16 protein-coding genes and 1 pseudogene are annotated in these 15,856 nt (G+C 41.1%); 7 read left to right on the top strand and 10 right to left on the bottom strand.

Translation table 11 applies throughout. The features are described from left to right. Positions 1-266: 266 nt before the first annotated feature. On the bottom strand, positions 267-1,130 hold the full coding sequence (locus tag ABWY16_RS07295; protein WP_353903986.1) for a universal stress protein: 864 nt from the start codon (positions 1,128-1,130) through the stop codon (positions 267-269). 330 nt (positions 1,131-1,460) lie between these two features. On the opposite strand from ABWY16_RS07295, the gene ABWY16_RS07290 reads away from it, so the two are divergent. From ABWY16_RS07290 to ABWY16_RS07270, 5 genes are all read left to right on the top strand, one after another. After that, complete coding sequence (locus ABWY16_RS07290; protein ID WP_353903985.1) at positions 1,461-2,447, top strand: amidohydrolase family protein; 987 nt, start codon at positions 1,461-1,463, stop codon at positions 2,445-2,447. 13 nt (positions 2,448-2,460) lie between these two features. After that, on the top strand, positions 2,461-3,309 hold the full coding sequence (locus ABWY16_RS07285) for an AraC family transcriptional regulator (RefSeq protein ID WP_353903984.1): 849 nt from the start codon (positions 2,461-2,463) through the stop codon (positions 3,307-3,309). Between the two features lie 199 nt (positions 3,310-3,508). Beyond that, positions 3,509-4,141, top strand: a complete 633-nt coding sequence (locus ABWY16_RS07280) for a DUF305 domain-containing protein (RefSeq protein ID WP_353903983.1) — start codon at positions 3,509-3,511, stop codon at positions 4,139-4,141. Positions 4,142-4,144: 3 nt separating this feature from the next. Continuing rightward, positions 4,145-5,551, top strand: a complete 1,407-nt coding sequence (locus ABWY16_RS07275; protein WP_353903982.1) for a YncE family protein — start codon at positions 4,145-4,147, stop codon at positions 5,549-5,551. Between the two features lie 159 nt (positions 5,552-5,710). Then, positions 5,711-6,406, top strand: coding sequence for a Crp/Fnr family transcriptional regulator (locus ABWY16_RS07270; RefSeq protein WP_353903981.1), 696 nt, complete (start codon positions 5,711-5,713; stop codon positions 6,404-6,406). A 101-nt stretch (positions 6,407-6,507) separates the two neighbouring features. Here the strand turns inward: ABWY16_RS07270 and ABWY16_RS07265 are convergent, their stop codons facing one another. From ABWY16_RS07265 to ABWY16_RS07250, 4 genes are all read right to left on the bottom strand, one after another. Continuing rightward, complete coding sequence (locus tag ABWY16_RS07265; RefSeq protein ID WP_353903980.1) at positions 6,508-7,458, bottom strand: VOC family protein; 951 nt, start codon at positions 7,456-7,458, stop codon at positions 6,508-6,510. A 76-nt stretch (positions 7,459-7,534) separates the two neighbouring features. After that, positions 7,535-8,392, bottom strand: coding sequence for an SDR family oxidoreductase (locus tag ABWY16_RS07260; RefSeq protein ID WP_353903979.1), 858 nt, complete (start codon positions 8,390-8,392; stop codon positions 7,535-7,537). 129 nt (positions 8,393-8,521) lie between these two features. Then, positions 8,522-8,815, bottom strand: coding sequence for a transporter (locus ABWY16_RS07255; protein ID WP_353903978.1), 294 nt, complete (start codon positions 8,813-8,815; stop codon positions 8,522-8,524). Then, a complete protein-coding gene (locus ABWY16_RS07250; RefSeq protein ID WP_353903977.1) occupies positions 8,815-9,048 on the bottom strand; it encodes a transporter family protein in 234 nt (77 codons plus the stop codon). Before ABWY16_RS07250 ends, ABWY16_RS07255 begins: the two co-directional genes overlap by 1 nt. A 139-nt stretch (positions 9,049-9,187) precedes the next feature. Here ABWY16_RS07250 and ABWY16_RS07245 point away from each other — a divergent pair. Both ABWY16_RS07245 and ABWY16_RS07240 read left to right on the top strand, forming a co-directional pair. After that, positions 9,188-9,463, top strand: a pseudogene (locus ABWY16_RS07245) (nitroreductase family protein); the annotation flags it as partial. 41 nt (positions 9,464-9,504) lie between these two features. Then, positions 9,505-10,083 (top strand): Crp/Fnr family transcriptional regulator, encoded by a 579-nt coding sequence (locus ABWY16_RS07240; protein ID WP_353903976.1) that lies wholly within the window; start codon positions 9,505-9,507, stop codon positions 10,081-10,083. A 10-nt stretch (positions 10,084-10,093) separates the two neighbouring features. Here the strand turns inward: ABWY16_RS07240 and ABWY16_RS07235 are convergent, their stop codons facing one another. From ABWY16_RS07235 to ABWY16_RS07215, 5 genes are all read right to left on the bottom strand, one after another. Then, positions 10,094-10,387 carry a VOC family protein gene (locus ABWY16_RS07235; RefSeq protein ID WP_353903975.1) on the bottom strand — a complete coding sequence of 98 codons (294 nt, stop codon included), beginning with the start codon at positions 10,385-10,387 and terminating at the stop codon, positions 10,094-10,096. Positions 10,388-10,474: 87 nt separating this feature from the next. Next, entirely contained in the window at positions 10,475-12,415 is a 1,941-nt protein-coding gene (locus tag ABWY16_RS07230; protein WP_353903974.1) for a sigma-54 dependent transcriptional regulator, read from the bottom strand. Positions 12,416-12,505: 90 nt separating this feature from the next. Further along, entirely contained in the window at positions 12,506-12,886 is a 381-nt protein-coding gene (locus ABWY16_RS07225) for a putative quinol monooxygenase (protein WP_353903973.1), read from the bottom strand. A gap of 11 nt (positions 12,887-12,897) precedes the next feature. Continuing rightward, positions 12,898-13,356: a nuclear transport factor 2 family protein gene (locus tag ABWY16_RS07220; protein ID WP_353903972.1), complete on the bottom strand. Its 459-nt coding sequence runs from the start codon at positions 13,354-13,356 to the stop codon at positions 12,898-12,900. 102 nt (positions 13,357-13,458) lie between these two features. Then, the gene (locus ABWY16_RS07215; RefSeq protein WP_353903971.1) at positions 13,459-15,609 is read right to left on the bottom strand and encodes a tetratricopeptide repeat-containing sensor histidine kinase; all 2,151 of its coding nucleotides are present in this window, start codon (positions 15,607-15,609) and stop codon (positions 13,459-13,461) included. Between the last annotated feature and the right edge of the window lie 247 nt (positions 15,610-15,856).

Raw genomic sequence — 15,856 nt, 5'->3', positions numbered from 1 at the left:
TCCACTCACAATCCTTTAGAGATAAAAGCTTTATCTAAAAATAATAAATTTCTCAACAAAACAAGTTATACAGTTTGAATTATTCTTTCTAAATGATTTACAGTCCTCAACAGGCAGCAATGCCCAGTTTTATCGTCAACATGAAAGTCTACCGGGTGTACGAAGAAGCATCTATCCTGAAGTGTTTGACCGTGCTTTCCAGAAGCAGCCCCGGCAAATTAGTTTTACCTCTTTAGCTTTTGAAGTTGTCCGCAGGATTTAAAGAATTAAAAAGCTTTTAACACCAGCACCGGTACTGTCGCATCTAAGGAAATAGCCCTGATCAGGTTCTTATGGGTAAGGTTGTATAAGAAGTTGTGGGCATGCGGCAATGCGATGATAAGTTGAACATCAAGGTCGCGGGTATAACGGCCCACTGTGCCGATCACATCCTGTTTTTTACTGCGATAAACATTGAACTTGTAATCGGGTAAAGTTTGTCTGCCTACAATTTCAAGCGATTTCTCCCTTCTTGCATCTTCGAGAATATCATCACTATTGTCAAAGTATAATAATGTCAGGTTGGAAAGGCTGCGTGGGATTATATTGTTTAAATGACGTAGTATTCCGATATCAGTAAGAGCTTTAAGATTGCAGGGAATCAGCGCTGTTTTTATAGCAGAATACTGGGTACCGTCGGGTATAAGCAGCACAGAAATGCGACTTGTACGGACAAGTTCAGTGATATTTAAAAACGTATAGCTGTCTGTAGGCTCGTCGACTATTGTAGTCCCTATGAGCATGAGATCTGGCTGTTCGTCATCAATTACACTGTTTACAAATGTCTCTATAGGCATCTCTTTAAACACTGTGTTTATTTTAATGCTGTCGCCTGCTATCCTTTCATAAAAAGTCTTTAGTTCCAGTAACCTGGTCAGGTTTTCCTGTTTTCTATCTGCAAGATCCTGCCTGGAGGGTAGTATAAATTGAGGGGATGGAAGCAAAATTTCAAAAGATGTATAATGGAAATTTTTCAACAGTATGATTTCACTAACTTCCAGTTCTCTGCTTAGCGCAATTGCATAATCAATTGTGTGATTGGATGTTGATGAAAAGTCGACCGGAATAAGTAATTTTTTAGTAGCTGACATGGTGTTCGTGTTTTTAAATTCTGAAGTGAATTAGTTATTTCCAAAGTGTTTATCAATAAACTAAAAAAGTGCCAGCACGCTAAATTGTTAATTGATAGTGTTTTGTGTATGGCTTTGAATATTTAAAAATCACGATATGTCGTTAATTGACATTCTTGGTGGCTAATTTAGAAATGTTAAAGCAATCCCCGAATAGTCCTGCTATTACCACCAATAACACCTTGCCCTGAAACATTTAAGCGTGTTACTTTGCATAATATAATTCTTAGATAGCGGTTATGTTGCCAACTGATAAGAATGAATGTTTTATTTAAGACTGAATAACTTAATATGCGAATAGTCACATTAGAAGAACACATCTCATTCCCTGAAATGACAGGGAAAATTTCCAAAGAAACGCTTAGCGGTTTTGGTCAGTCAGCAAGAATGCAGCAGCTGATACCCAAACTGGCGGATATAACCGGAGAGCGCTTACAATCGATGGACGACAATGGTATTACGATACAGGTTCTTTCTGTAGACAGTTCGGGCGCCAACCTCTTGAGCCCTGCAGATGCTCCGGCTTTCGCCATGCAGTATAATGATTTGATTGCGCAAAAGATTTCAGGATTCGAGCACAGGTTCAAAGCTTTTGCGCAATTGCCCATGACAGCTCCTCACACAGCCGCTGATGAGTTGGAGAGGGTGGTGACAGAATACAACTTTCGCGGCGCGATGATTCGCGGATTAACGCAGGATAAATTTCTAGATCAGCCAGAGTTTGCACCCATATTTGCACGCGCGGAGAAACTTGATGTGCCGGTTTACCTGCATCCAGGTCTTCCCCCCAAAGGAATAGCAGATATTTATTATGATGGTCTTCCCACGCATTCGGGAATGGCAGAGGCACTGGCATGTTACGGTTGGGGATGGCACTCCGAAACGGCCCTGCATGTTTTACGCTTGCTGTACTCCGGAACTTTTGATAAATTTCCTAAACTAAAGCTTATCATTGGCCACATGGGAGAGATGCTGCCTATGATGATGGCAAGGTCGGAGAGAGCCTTCAAACCGGGTAACGGAGGTGCCAATCAACGCAGCCTCACAGAAACCTTCCATCAGCAGGTTCATATAACCACCAGCGGTTTCTTTACCCAGCCACCCTTAAGAATTGCCCTGGACACTTTTGGAATTGATAACATTATGTTTTCTATTGATTATCCTTTTAGTACTAATGAAATGGGTATAGAATTTTTAAAAGGCATTGACCTTTCAGCTCAACAAATACGGCAAATTGCTCATGGCAATGCCGATAAATTGTTAAATTTACAGGGATAGAGTTTTTCATTCAATGAATAGCATCCCCATTGATCAGCTTAAGAATAAGACAAATGCAGGCCTGCAGATCAAAATCTTCAGTCGTGACGATAGTTATGACAATTTACCAGGCTTCGCTCACCGGGATGACCATTACATCTTTTTTCTACTAAAGAGCGGTTCAGGAAGCCTTAAAATTGATTCCCAGGATGTTGTGATCGGTGGCGGATCCTTATATTACATATTGCCTTCACAGGTTCATTACAGGATTCAAGTGGATAAGGCTGAGGGATGGTTTCTTGCAATAGATCCTTCCCTGATTCTGCCTGGACTACGGGAAGCATTTGAGCGCGGGCCTGATCTCCAGCTGCCATGTAAATTAAGCGATGATGAATTGAAACAGTTTGCTGTCCTTTTGGATCTTTTACATGAGGAATTTGTTAACCGCCAGGGAGCTAAATATTATCTGCAGATTATCCACAGCCTTCTGCAATCTTTTTTAGCGATGTCAGCCAGTATCTATGACAAGGTTGAAAAGGTACCGCATACCGATAACAGATCTGCTGAACTCACGCGTCAGTTTAAAGAATTACTGACAGCACATGTTCAAACCATAAAAAGTCCTTCAATGTATGCATCCATGCTGAACGTTTCAACTGGTTATCTTAATGAAGTTATTAAGAAAGTTACCGGCTCAACGGTCAGCTACTGGATAGGCCAGGAATTATTTATCGAAGCCAAGCGCCTGTTAAATCATACTGATGCCGGTGTCAAAGAAATCGCCCATCAGCTGGGGTACTCAGATCAGGCATATTTCATCCGGTCCTTTCGTAAAATGGCGGGTTCCTCTCCGCTGAAATATAAGAAGCTGACCAAAAAGTAGTTTTTTTACTTTTCCGGATTTCGGTAATTATTGATATCCCGCATATTATCCACTTCTACTATTCTCAAACTACTGAACGTCAGTGTTCTATTGATTGGGTATCAATATTGCCGGCTTGCCGGTAAAATACGCCCGTTTAAGCCCGCTTTCTATTTTTTACGGGTCTGAAATGACTTTAATTTACATAAAAAACAACTATATGAAGTATTTGCATACCAATCTCAGGACTGTATTAATGATGGTCTCATTCGCTGCAGGTTTAACAACAAGTGTATATGCTCAGGATATGCATATGCACGGGATGGCAGGAATGACCAGCAACAATAACGTATTTGTAGATATCATGAATACCATGATGATGAAGATGGATGAAGTTCCCGATGGACAATCAGCGTCCAAAACCTTCATCAGCCAAATGATGCCTCACCATGAAGGCGCAATAGCAATGGCTGATTATGAGATCAGGAATGGAAAAAATTTTGATATGATCCAGCTTGCTAAAAGTATCAAAGCTGAGCAGCAAAGCGAACTGGTACAAATGAAATTGCTATTGCTGCAAATAGATCATACGGAACAACGGCCATCAATGTACGGGAAAGAGATGGATATAACTATGCAGACCATGATGAAAAATATGCCGGCAGAGAAGCTACTACAGGACACTGATATTTCATTCGCGCGCGTCATGCTCCCACATCATCAGGCTGCGGTGGATATGGCACGGGTGATTTTGAAATATCCGGAAAATGATCAGGTATCAGCATTTGCAAAACAACTGATATCTAACGAACAAATAGAAATAGAACAAATGTCTAACTACATAAATAAATAACAAATGAAATTTCAGAACAATCTTCTTGCAGTTGTATTGATTGGTGGCACCATAAGCGCCAGAGCCCAGACGCCGTATGCACATGACCGCGTTTATACCGCCAATCAGGTTTCCAATACAGTGTCGGTTGTAGATCCTGCAACCAATGTCTTCCTTGGAGAAATCAGCCTGGGTAAACCTTATCCAAATGTTTTAAGCCCGCTTTACCGGGGTCAGTCGCTTGTTCACGGATTACGGTATTCCCCGGCAAAGAAAATGCTGGCAGTGGTTTCCATAGGGTCAAACTCAGTTACGCTGGTTTCAACAGAGAGCAATAAAGTAATCAAAACTATCTACGTCGGGCGTTCCCCGCATGAGCCTACGTTTACGCCGGATAGTAAACAAATCTGGACTTCGGTCCGCGGAGAAGCCTATGTTAGTGTGATTGATGTAGCCTCCATGAAAGAGATCAGGAAGGTTCAAGTTGCAGATGGACCAGGAATGATCTCTTTCTCACCGGACGGGAAAATTGCTTACGTATGTTCCAGTTTTAGTCCTGAGTTGGACATCGTTAATACTTCAACTTACGAGATCATCAAAAGAATTCCTGTTGTTAGCCCTTTTTCTCCCAATATATTCACCAGTCCGGATGGTAACTGGGTGGCTATGACACATAAGGACGTAGGTAAAGTCACTCTTATAGATACTAAATCACTCAGTGTCCATAAGGTTTTAACGACTGGAGCAATTACAAACCATGTCACTTTTAGTAAGATTAAGGGTAAGCTGAAGATGTTAGTGACTGTTGGTGGAGAGAACAAAGTCAGAGTATTTGATGTTGCTTCAGATTTCAAACAGACAGATACCATTAACGTAGGAAATTTGCCACACGGGTTATGGCCATCAGCAGATGGGAAACTGATGTACGTTGGACTTGAATATGGCGATCAGGTTCAGGGAATTGATCTGCTGACAATGAAAGTATTGCCGGCTGTAAAAATAGGACAGAGCCCCCAGGCCCTCGTTTATGCAGACAATGCTGTTACTGACGCCAGAAATCATATTAACCTTAAACCACTTAATGATGCTGCAGCAACGCAGATTATTCAGATGAAAGCTGTGCAGGAGGAAATCAAAGCTACAGGAAAAATTGCAGTAAGACCGATTGGACTCGCAGATTTGGTAGAACAGATATTTGGGGGATTGGAACCTGCCAGGGGCTACACGTTGTTTCTCAGCAAATCAACTGATGCACCTTATACCAGGGATTATGAGATCAATAGTTTTGATACAGATGCGAAAGGAAAATACATGGGGCAATCTACTGGGCTTGTGAAAAATGCAGGTGCAGGGCAGCATGAAGAAGATTATAAACATCTTGTCCTTACAGATAATCAAACCGGAAAAGTATTGCTTTTAGGCGCTAATTAAATTCGCCCGGGTCATTCACACTTGCCAGGCTACTTATCCTGTTCGTTAATTTGCGATATATCGGTTTTTTTTCAGTAGCCCCTAAATATAGCTCTGTAAATCAATATGTTAAAATGGGGTATCTGTTTTGGAGTAAGAAGTTGATCAAACTAAATCCTCATGTATACAAAGATTCTTATTCCTAACAAAGCTTCACAAACGGAGCCGAATTACCCTGGCAGTACAGATTTCAATAAAGCTATAGAATCTATCCTTTTAAAATTATCCTGCCCATATCATTGGGACCTATTTACATATATTACTGCAATGTCTGGCCTGACACTCAGCGAAGCTCAAAAATCGCTGATTGTCGGGTCGGTTAAACTCAGAAAACTGAGGAAGCGCCAGTATTTTCTGCAGGAAGGCGATATATGTAAATATATTGGGTTCATTACCAAAGGCTCCACACGTATGTTTTCGGTCAATGAGCGCGGACAAGAATCAATTGTTGCTTTCGGTCTTGAGCATTCCTGGATTGCTGATTTTTCCAGCTTTAACGGTAGTAATTGTTCAAAGTATAATATTGAAGCTACCGAGAATACAGAAATGGTGGTCATGAATCTTGACCAGTTGACAGGTCTTATCGAAGAGATTCCTGCATTTGCAATCATGTTTAATCAATATCAATTACAGCAAATGATCTACAGTCAAAAGAGGATCAATGCGGCATTAAGCATGACGGCTGAAGAAAGATACTACGACCTGTTAACAAACTCACCTCAATATTCGCAGCGGTTCTCGCAGAATATGCTGGCATGTTATCTGGGTGTAAAACCAGAGACACTGAGCAGGATCAGAAAATGTCAATCTAAATAGGGGCATAAAAGCGTAAGCCCCGGTAAAATATACCGGGGCAATACACCAACGAAAACAAAACGCACATCAATCAGGATTCAGAGGTACGTTTCGGGAAGCTGTTATTTGCTTTTTGCAGTTGGTAAATGGTCAAGAAATGCACTAAGTGACCGTACTTTTCCATTTTCAACGATGATTAAATCCATTCCTGAGATCAAAGATGGTTTTGATGCAGGTCCGAAGTTCCAGTACAAACGAACAACATTGTGATTGGCACTGATTTTTGCAAGGGTGAATTTGAATTCTTTGTTGGCACTGAGCAGATGCTCTATAAAGTTGTTCATTCCTTCATAACCTACTGATGCTTCTTTGTCGTCAAAAAATGCTACATCCTCAGTGTAAACAGCAGACATACCATTTAGCCGGGCCGCCTTGTCATGATCGTTCCAGATTTTGAAATGATTTTTTGCAAGATCATCCAATTGGTCGCTGCCAAGGGTTTCTGTGGTCAGTGAGACAGAAGTTGCCTGATCTTTTGGCGACCACAACTTGATTTTCGGATGATTCTTTTCATATCCTTTACCCGAAGGGTAGGAATTCAACTCAATGGTTGCGCCCCATGGTGTTTCAAAATAAACCCATTTTTCTCCTTCAGTATCACCTGCACCGGAAAGTACATCCGATAGAAACTTTACTCCCTGAGACTCCAGGAAGCTTTTCGTTCCTGCCAGGTCACTTGTATACAGTGAGAAGTGGGTTGCACTGATATCATCCCTGAAAGGTTGTTCCTGACTGCCCACATTTGGCTTGTAAGCAAATAATTCGATATTTGATCCGTCTCCTGCGCGCATCATCACCAGCTCCACCTGGTCGGCATTCTCATGAATGTGAAATTTGGTTTTCCAGTCTTTGTCCATAGGGAATGGGCCTAACTTGGTTACTGGTGTGAATCCGAACATATCATGGAAAAATTTTATCGCTTGATCCATGTCAGGAACGTTTATACCCACATGGTCGATACCCACGATGCCTGGTGCCTGTGCTTTGGCGCTTGTTAATGAGAGTGATGTCATAATAGTCATTGTTAGAAATGCAGCTTTCCATTTAGCAGCTGTATTTGTGTTATGCTGTGTTTTCATTTTTTTTTAATTATGCTGAGTATTTGCTTAACCATTTCGCTTTTGTTGCAGCTCTTGCTTCGATAAACTCTATATCGGTTCCTTGTGCAATAGCGTCAAGAGGTTTGCGGAGGGGACGGGTACCGGCAGGCATTTCTATCAGTTCCATTATTCCATTGGCAATCACCTGAGGATCCATGTTAAACTGTTCCATTTTACCAAAGAGGGCAGTGCCGATAGCATTAAATTTTTCAGTGGCTGCATCACCATACGCTTCGGTAATCGCGGTTTTATCTGAATTCACCCCTGCTTTCTGTCCTGTGTTCATCTCGGTTGGATATACCCCGGGTTGTATGCTGACATTCTCGATGCCAAACTCTGCTAACTCATCCTGCAGGCCTTCTGTGATGGTTTCAACACCAAATTTTGAAGCCAGGTAGGGGATCATGAATGGCATGGTATGTCCGCTTGCGCCTGATGTGATGTTGATAATCAGTCCTTTTCCTGCGGCACGCATAGCTGGTAACACAGCCTGGTAGGTACGAATTACGCCATAAAAATTAACCTCAAACATCTGGCGGATACGATCAAGTGTGTAAGCCTCCAGCAAACCAAATCCTGCTACGGCAGCATTATTGACCAATACATCGATCTTGCCGTATTTTGCGATCATGTTCGCAAATGCATTGGAGACTGATGCATCATTAGTGATGTCGATCTCTACAACATCGACGTTAGGCAGTGCTGAAAGTTCATTTGCAACCTGGGCATTTTTGCCCGTAATGTCGCGCATCCCTGCAATTACTGTATGACCTGCTTTTGCAAGAGTTGTAGTTGTTAATTTTCCAAAGCCTGTGCTTGTTCCTGTGATAAATATTACTTGTGACATAGTTTTATTTGTTAATGATTTGATATATCAAAGGTGAGGTAATAGCAATGCCCCGACATTGATATAGAATAAAAAAGCACATTGATAAATGTCAATGCGCTTTTTGTATCTGTTTAATTTTATTGGTTATTAATGTTCATTTATAATGGTATCGCAAGCCTCAGGGCCATATGCAAATACACGCTCCTTTGTATTATCAATACCATAACTCTTTTGATAGTAACTCTTCTTTCCATCAAAACTATCCTGACGCAGCTGCTGTAAAACATATCCGGCAGCTTCTATTCTGAAACTTTTTATTAGAGAATAATCAATGGAATAGTTTCCGTTATAATAAGCGCCCGCCTTAGCTTTCTGTCCAATAATTTGACCATTATAGTTAAATTGATTTCTTGAACTTACGCTCAGCTGATCACTAAGCATTAAAGTAAAAGCATGATAAAAGCTGGAATGATATCGCCCAACACCCCAGGGTTTACTGTCGGTGAAGGTTCGGAGAAGTTTGACGCATTGATTTGAACAAGGGGAATAAGCACCGTAAAGCCAAGGTTGCCATTCATAACACGTACAGACGAGAGATAGATGAGCTGGTTCATCTGCAGCAAAGAATTTATCTTCAGATCTCCTGATAGATTTCTGCCCTCTGCGTCTTTCATATGATGGATTTGAAAGAACTCCCTGGGAGGATTATACTCCTGAACGTATCAATGGGGTTTTTAGATACCTTAATGAAAAACGAGAAGCATCAACTACTACATCTGACGTCAGCGCCAGTTCGCATTAAATTATTTTTCAAAATTCAGCTCAGAAGAAAACTTTCACCACGCTGCCAAACAGGCTCATATCGCACTTGGTATTGCTGTAGCTGCTGCTGCACTGTTAAAAATAGATGCCACTCCTATGGAAGGTTTCGATGCACCTGAGCTTGATGAGTTTCTTAACCTAAGGTCCAAAGGCCTGCGAAGTTCTATGCTTATGGCTCTAGGGTACCGTGACGAAGAGAACGACTGGAATGCCAAATTGCCTAAAGTGAGAAAACCTATGGATGAATTTGTAAGATTGTATAAATAAGAGATTATGTATATTTGGGTATATCTAATCAATACATTTAAGTGATCGAAGTATTCAAAAAATATATCCTCGAAAAAAGTAAGGTCTCGGAAGATGAAATCGAAAAGATCATCCAGGTTTCGCAGCTCAAAAAGCTTCGTAAACGACAATATCTTCTACAGGAAGGTGACGTTTGGAAATATAACGCATTTGTAACCAAAGGTTGTGTCCGCACCTATACCGTTGATGATAAAGGTGCGGAACACATCATTAATTTTGCTGTTGAGAACTGGTGGACGGGCGACAGGGAAAGCCTCGCATCCGCGGAACCTTCCAGATTCAATATTGACGCATTAGAAGATTCTGAACTTATCCTGATCAGCAAAAATAAATTTGATACACTTTGTGCAGAGATACCTGCATTCAACGACATGATCAATGGAATACTTCAAAGAAGTTTTATAAGTTCCCAAAATCGAATTCATACATTTATCAGTCTGTCTGCAGAAGACAAATACCTCAACTTCCTGCAAAAATTTCCGCACCTGCCCATGCGGGTACCACAGGGGATGATAGCATCTTATCTTGGAATTACGCCCGAAACCCTGAGCCGTATAAGAAATCAGACTGCCAAAAAATAAAGGTTTTATCTTATCCTTGCTCGTAAAGTCCTATAACCGTATGGTCTTTACTTAGTATGTGACAGTATTTATATGACGGGCAAACAGTTTCGATTGCTCCCAGAAGACTGCCTCCCTGATGGCTTAGTGCCTCCACCATATCCTCCAAATTCTCCACCTGATAACTAATCATTACATTGGAATCTGCGAATAAATAACCCGGTAATGCAGCACCCGCACCATAGATTTCTACTGTTGTACCATCGCTCATCAGGTACGCAGACAGACCGGGTTCCACTATCAGATTTTTAAGCGCTTTATCCATTCCAAACAAGGTTTTATATAGGTTAGCGTCGCAGCTGCTGGCTTTTATTGATATCTTTTTATATGAATTTATATTTTTCATATGACCTTAGTAGCGATCGTGAAATAATTCCTTTTTTATTCCCAGTTTTTTCATCCTTGATGTCAGCGTACTTGGCGGCAGATCAAGTATCTCCGCTGCACCACCTGCACCGGTTAATTTTCCATTACAGCTTCTAAGTACGGCAAGAATGTGCTCTGCTTCAATCTGGTCCATTGTTTTGCGGTCATCCTTCATACCAGCTTTGCTACCCGGTTGTGCGTAAGAAGCTTGAGGCATTTCAATCTGCTCGAGTACGTCAGTTCTATTTTTTATAAGCATACGTTGCATCAGGTGCCCTAACTCCCTTATATTTCCAGGCCATTGATAATCTGTCAATTGTTTTAAAGCCGATGCAGACAATTCAGGAACCTGATGGCGGCCCAGTTCGGCTGCAGATTTGATTAGGAAATGTCTTGCAAGCGTGGGAATATCTTCCTTGCGTTCCCTTAGTGGTGGCAGATTAATGGGGTAAACATTCAGCCTGTAGAAGAGATCCAGTCTAAAACGTCCCTCTCCAACTTCCTTTTCGAGATTACGATTGGTGGCCGCCACAATGCGTACGTCCACTTTAATTGTTTTACTGCTCCCAACTGGTTCAAATTTTTTTTCCTGTAGTACCCTTAACAGTTTTACTTGTGATTCAAGCGGCAGTTCACCAATTTCATCAAAAAAGATAGTGCCGCCGTTTGCTGCCTCAAATTTACCAATGCGTTTTTCTATGGCTCCTGTGAATGCTCCTTTCTCATGTCCGAACAATTCAGACTCGATGAGGTCTACCGGCATAGCTGCGCAGTTCACGGTAATAAATGCCTCATCTTTTCTCGAAGATAAAAGATGAATATTATGAGCAATCTTCTCCTTGCCCGTTCCGCTTTCTCCCAGAATCAACACTGTTACAGGTGTGTCAGCAACCATTTCTACATTATCCAGTACATGCAATAACGCGGCGCTGGTGCCAAAGATGCCATCGAACTTCGGCGATGATTTTACAGGTTGGGTACGGATCGCCTTCCGAAAGGTTTTCAACTCATTTGCATCGGCCACTGCCAGTGACGCGAATAAGTTAAAAAGTGACTTCTCTGTTCTGCATAGCAGTGTTTTATGACTTTGGTCAAACCCCTCCTGATCTTTATTAAAAAATGCCAGTTGTAAAGTGCCTTCAGTCTTTTTACTGATGATCTGTAATGTAGAATTGAGCTGGTATGGCCTAAGTATGCCAGTTGCAAATGTTCCCTGGCGCTGCAATGAAATAAAATCATGGCCAGTCAGCACAGTAGAATCAATACTTTTACGCATCTGATTTATCTGTTCATTAAAGATGAATGCCTGGTTTAACTGAGATTCACTGAGTGAAGGCATTATCTGATATTCATCGAAGCCTATCCGGCAGAAAGCTCCTGATTCAATGATGTTTCCATTTGACGCAGAAAAGTGGTAGGCAAAATAATCAAAGGGGATCAGGGGCTGAAAAGTCGACGGCACTTTATTCAGCTTATTTTCAAGCGCGATGCGCTCGTTGGTTAACGCCGTTAGCTGCTGCTGCAAAAGCATTTCTTTTTGCGCGGCAAACTGCAGGCTACTCTCGTGTTTGCTTCTGGCGATTTCCAGCATAATCAGGAGATCTTTCTCCCGAAATGGTTTGACAAGGAAGCCATAAGGATGCGTAGCCTTGGCAATCTCCAGCACGCTTTGGTTGGTGTTTGCAGAAATATAAACAAAACCAATACCTTTTTCCTGCAGGTAGGGGGCAAGTTCGGTGCCCATAGAATCATCCTGTAAGAATATGTCGATCAATACCCATGCAGGTTGGTATTTATCAATGGCCTGCTTTGCAGATTCGACGCTATCTGCTGTGGCACAAACAATATAACCAGCATTTTCCATCATATTGGTCAGGTCATTTGCCACAATGAATTCATCTTCAACTATCAACAGTTTCTCATTCATACTTTAAAGTAACATTTCATCAGCAAATCTCAAAATGCTTCTGCATATCTATCCAAAATTACCAAAGCTAGGTTATCAGTTCAATCAATATTAAGAAACCTTGTCACGGGGATCATCAATATGCATTCTTGCAATATCATAGCGTACACCTTCACGATCCAGAATCCTGACATTTTTAACAACTGTACTCAAGGCAGTTAGGAAGGTGTCTGCACGTTCATGGTTCTCGTAAGCCTCCTCGTCCGCCCATCCTTCCAGCAGATGGAAGGTGTTAGGGTCAGTCAGGTCTTGTGAAAAGGCATAATATATACAACCAGGCAACTTGTTAGCCTCAATCATTTCCGGTACTACGGCATCTATGAAAATCTGCCTGTCATCAGGATGCACGCGATAATATGCACTAACAGTTACCGCTGTTGCCAGGGTTTTATCATGTTCAACCGAAGTTCCTTTTTTTACTAAATTTTCCATGTGATAATCAGTTATTTAAATGCAGCGCCAAGATTTCCTAAAACGCCCAGCTGTCCGAGCAGGATAGTGCCTGCAGTATAACAATGAAACGATTTTACTTTGCCGTTTTCGAGATGAAAAACATCGCAGCAGGGAGCCTGGATCGTATTTCCAGTGGCAGGAATAGTACCGGCAGGCATCTTTAATGGTCCTTTGTGCGTGCCGTTTAGCGATAGCTCTACGATCACGACGTCTTCATCAGCACTGACATAGAATTCGTATAGTTCACGGTGCATATCAGGGAAAGCCGTCGCATAGATGTCAACAGTCTGACCAATATCCTCTCCGTAATATTTGGCGCCGGCAGAAACATCCCAGAAGTAACCGTCCTCAGTAAATAGCGCAACAAAGGCTTTACTATCCTGTATTTCTGCAATGCGGTATAATTCGCGGATCACTTTTTCATTCTCTGAACTTGTAGGTGTTTTCATATTTCAATTTTTTGTTTAAGCAAAGATTTGAAATTTTGAACCCGGAGTTCTTGATATTTAATAAGAAAGGGCATTGATAAATATCAACGGATGCAGTTCAAGCTATACTGTTGACACTTTTGATGGATAAGGATGGTCAGGTGCCAGCGGTTTCAATTTTGTTATTGTAACAGTAATCTTCAAACCCTGATCATTTTGAAACCGCAATTCACCTCTCAATTGTTTGGTAAGGCCTTTGATTAAGCTCAGTCCAAGTGATTTGTGCGAATGAATGTTGATATGGTCCGGCAGCCCCTTACCATTGTCTGCAACAATGAGCTCCAGCTGCTTTTCACCTGCTGTCCGAAGCTTGATACTGATGTATCGGGGCATGGAAGTATCTTCAAAGGCATATTTTATAGAATTTGTAACGGCTTCATTAATGATTAGCCCCAGTGACACGCCCTGTGAAACGTCAATTCTCATGGCCTCAATATCCAGCTTGAGCAACACCTTATTGTCAAGGTCAAAGCTTTCAATTATATAATTAAGCAGAGAAGAAAGGTATACGTTCATATCTATACCTGATAGATTCTCGTTTTGATATATTTCTTTGTGTATCAATGCTATGGAATGCATCCTCCGCTGGCTGCTAATGATAACTTCCCGAATAGTGGGCTGGTCAATAAAAGCAAGCTGAGAATTCAATAGACTAATAACAATTTGCAGGTTGTTTTTCACCCGGTGATGAACTTCTTTCAATAACCATTCGCGTTCTGATACAAGATTGCTCAAGGTTTGATTTTTATTAAAGATTTCGTCCTTTTGCCGGGAAAGTTCCCTGTTTGAAAGTTGCTGCAAGCGTGTACGGTTGACCAGAAGCGTTATGGATATACCTGCAACTAATAGACCAAGGATCAAAAAGTAACGGGCTTTGGTTTCACTTTGGAGTGCTTTCTCTTTTAGTTTGGCCTGCCTGGTCAGCAACGTTATGTTTTTTTGTTTTAGCTCAATATCCTGATTTTTCTTATCCAGATGGTATAATACTTCAAGCTGTGCAATTTGATCAGTTGTGCTGCGTTTGGCAATAGAATCGTTCAGGTTTATGAAGTGCTGTAAATGCTTAATTGCTGACTGAAAATTACCCTGCGCAGAATCTACACGGAAAGAATACATTTGTATTTTGGCTAAATCTAGAGGGTCTGCCGTTGCTATGGTTAACTCATTTAGTATTTGCAAGTGTTTTCTTGCTCTGGCAAATTGCTTGGTTTCCAAAAATAAACGGATAGCAAGAAAGTGAGTTTTTGTACAAACAAAGTAGTGAACGGGTAGTCCTTTAATTGTTTCCATCATTTGCGGGTAGTATTTTTCTGCAGCATCGTATCTTCGCATGCTAACATATAATTCAGCCGCATAAACAAACAACATCTTATACATTTCATCATCTTTGCTATCAATGGCAAAACCTTCCTTCAGGAGTTGTTCTGCTTTGCCATAATGATGAATTGTAGTATAATCATTGACAAGTTTCCCGTATAAAAATAAATCCTCATTGGTATTGTGCTGGTTCTTGATCAATCTTTTTGCTTCAATCAGATGTTGGATGCTTTTTAAAGGCTGGTTACTTTGTTCATACAGCAGGGAGATACCTGTATAGATATTGAAAATACCCGTGGTATCCTTATTTAGTTCTGCGAGATGCAAACCTTTAAAACCATAATCAAACGCTAGTCTGAAATTACCTGCTGAACCAAATAAATAAGATAAGTTGTCGTACACCTCATAAATTTTTGGGCTATGAAGCTTCTGGTAAATCATTAAAGCCTGATAATTCTCTTTAAACGCTAGCGGTTTTTTTTTCAACCACTGATGAACGAAAGCAGATCTTGATAGCGCATCTGCCATTCGCTTAGATTCTGGTGCAGTTCGGCTGAGAATTTTGATTGCCAGATTCCAGTACTTTGCTGTTTGCAAAATATTTGGTGCTGTCAGTCCGCTACAGTGGGCTAGTTGCATGTAAGCATCAGCCTGATAATCCAGTAATTTCAATTTCTGGAATATCTTGAATGCAGCTTCGGCGTATTGCACGGCTTTTTTAACATTGTTTTGTTGTAAGAGGACCTGTGAAAGGATTAAATAGGATCTTGCTTCACCAATAGCAAATTTTTGTTTAATACTCAATTTCAAAGCTTCAGTACCGTATGGAAAAGCACGTTTATATTCAGCAGCAGCAACAATGTCATGGTCCAGAATGTGGTTACCGATTTCAAGCAATAAGTTGATTCGGTTAGTGTCTCTCGAGTTACTTAGGTTCTGTGTCAGCTTCTGTTCAACACCATCAATTTTCTTTTGTAAACAGAATCCAGAATAAGATAAGCAAATTGTGAGCAGGTTCAGTATTAAAAAACGTGATAAGAGGGTTGATTTCCGAGACATATTCGAGGTCTTAAGCGAGTTTAACGGCTAAACTAGTGATTTTTCCTGCAAATGCAGCTGGTTTCATTTACCCTGATCCATTCCA

It is taken from the genome of Pedobacter sp. (genome assembly GCF_040513095.1).
Taxonomy (GTDB): Bacteria; Bacteroidota; Bacteroidia; order Sphingobacteriales; family Sphingobacteriaceae; genus Pedobacter.
This window is presented reverse-complemented; position numbering and strand designations above follow the sequence as displayed.

Bases quoted from the DNA above. Each gene is read 5' to 3' on its own strand.
- ABWY16_RS07295 (WP_353903986.1), bottom strand. From the start codon at position 1,130: ATGTCAGCTACTAAAAAATTACTTATTCCGGTCGACTTTTCATCAACA.
- ABWY16_RS07290 (WP_353903985.1), top strand. From the start codon at position 1,461: ATGCGAATAGTCACATTAGAAGAACACATCTCATTCCCTGAAATGACA.
- ABWY16_RS07285 (WP_353903984.1), top strand. From the start codon at position 2,461: ATGAATAGCATCCCCATTGATCAGCTTAAGAATAAGACAAATGCAGGC.
- ABWY16_RS07280 (WP_353903983.1), top strand. From the start codon at position 3,509: ATGAAGTATTTGCATACCAATCTCAGGACTGTATTAATGATGGTCTCA.
- ABWY16_RS07275 (WP_353903982.1), top strand. From the start codon at position 4,145: ATGAAATTTCAGAACAATCTTCTTGCAGTTGTATTGATTGGTGGCACC.
- ABWY16_RS07270 (WP_353903981.1), top strand. From the start codon at position 5,711: ATGTATACAAAGATTCTTATTCCTAACAAAGCTTCACAAACGGAGCCG.
- ABWY16_RS07265 (WP_353903980.1), bottom strand. From the start codon at position 7,458: ATGACATCACTCTCATTAACAAGCGCCAAAGCACAGGCACCAGGCATC.
- ABWY16_RS07260 (WP_353903979.1), bottom strand. From the start codon at position 8,392: ATGTCACAAGTAATATTTATCACAGGAACAAGCACAGGCTTTGGAAAA.
- ABWY16_RS07255 (WP_353903978.1), bottom strand. From the start codon at position 8,815: ATGCTTAGTGATCAGCTGAGCGTAAGTTCAAGAAATCAATTTAACTAT.
- ABWY16_RS07250 (WP_353903977.1), bottom strand. From the start codon at position 9,048: ATGAAAGACGCAGAGGGCAGAAATCTATCAGGAGATCTGAAGATAAAT.
- ABWY16_RS07235 (WP_353903975.1), bottom strand. From the start codon at position 10,387: ATGGATAAAGCGCTTAAAAATCTGATAGTGGAACCCGGTCTGTCTGCG.
- ABWY16_RS07230 (WP_353903974.1), bottom strand. From the start codon at position 12,415: ATGAATGAGAAACTGTTGATAGTTGAAGATGAATTCATTGTGGCAAAT.
- ABWY16_RS07225 (WP_353903973.1), bottom strand. From the start codon at position 12,886: ATGGAAAATTTAGTAAAAAAAGGAACTTCGGTTGAACATGATAAAACC.
- ABWY16_RS07220 (WP_353903972.1), bottom strand. From the start codon at position 13,356: ATGAAAACACCTACAAGTTCAGAGAATGAAAAAGTGATCCGCGAATTA.